At 61.4% G+C, this 316-nt stretch carries 1 protein-coding gene; it reads right to left on the reverse strand.

The features are described from left to right. The coding region (locus tag ACO0K4_RS19670; RefSeq protein WP_422958350.1) for a hypothetical protein at positions 1 to 316 on the reverse strand (316 nt) is incomplete at both ends.

Genomic DNA, 316 nt, shown 5'->3' on the forward strand with positions numbered 1-316 from the left:
GTCTTGGCGTCGACCGGGCTCATCACCCAGCGCATCAGCTTGCCCGGATCGGTCAGCGTGGTCAGCACGGCGGTGTAGAAGTTGGGGTCCATGGACGCAGCCAGCCACTTCATGTACACGTCCGGATCGGCGAACAGTTGCATGACGTTGCTGTAGGCACCGGGCTGGACCATGGTGTTCATCATGCGCAGCCACTCGCCGGGCTCCATCATGTTCATGCCCATCTGGGTGTAGAAGCCGGGTTCGGTGACGGCGTTCAACCAGGGCACGAACACCTTGGGATCCTTGTAGGCGGACAGGTTCTGGGTCATGTCGG

The organism is Undibacterium sp. RuTC16W (assembly GCF_049339445.1).
Taxonomy (GTDB): Bacteria; Pseudomonadota; Gammaproteobacteria; order Burkholderiales; family Burkholderiaceae_D; genus Undibacterium.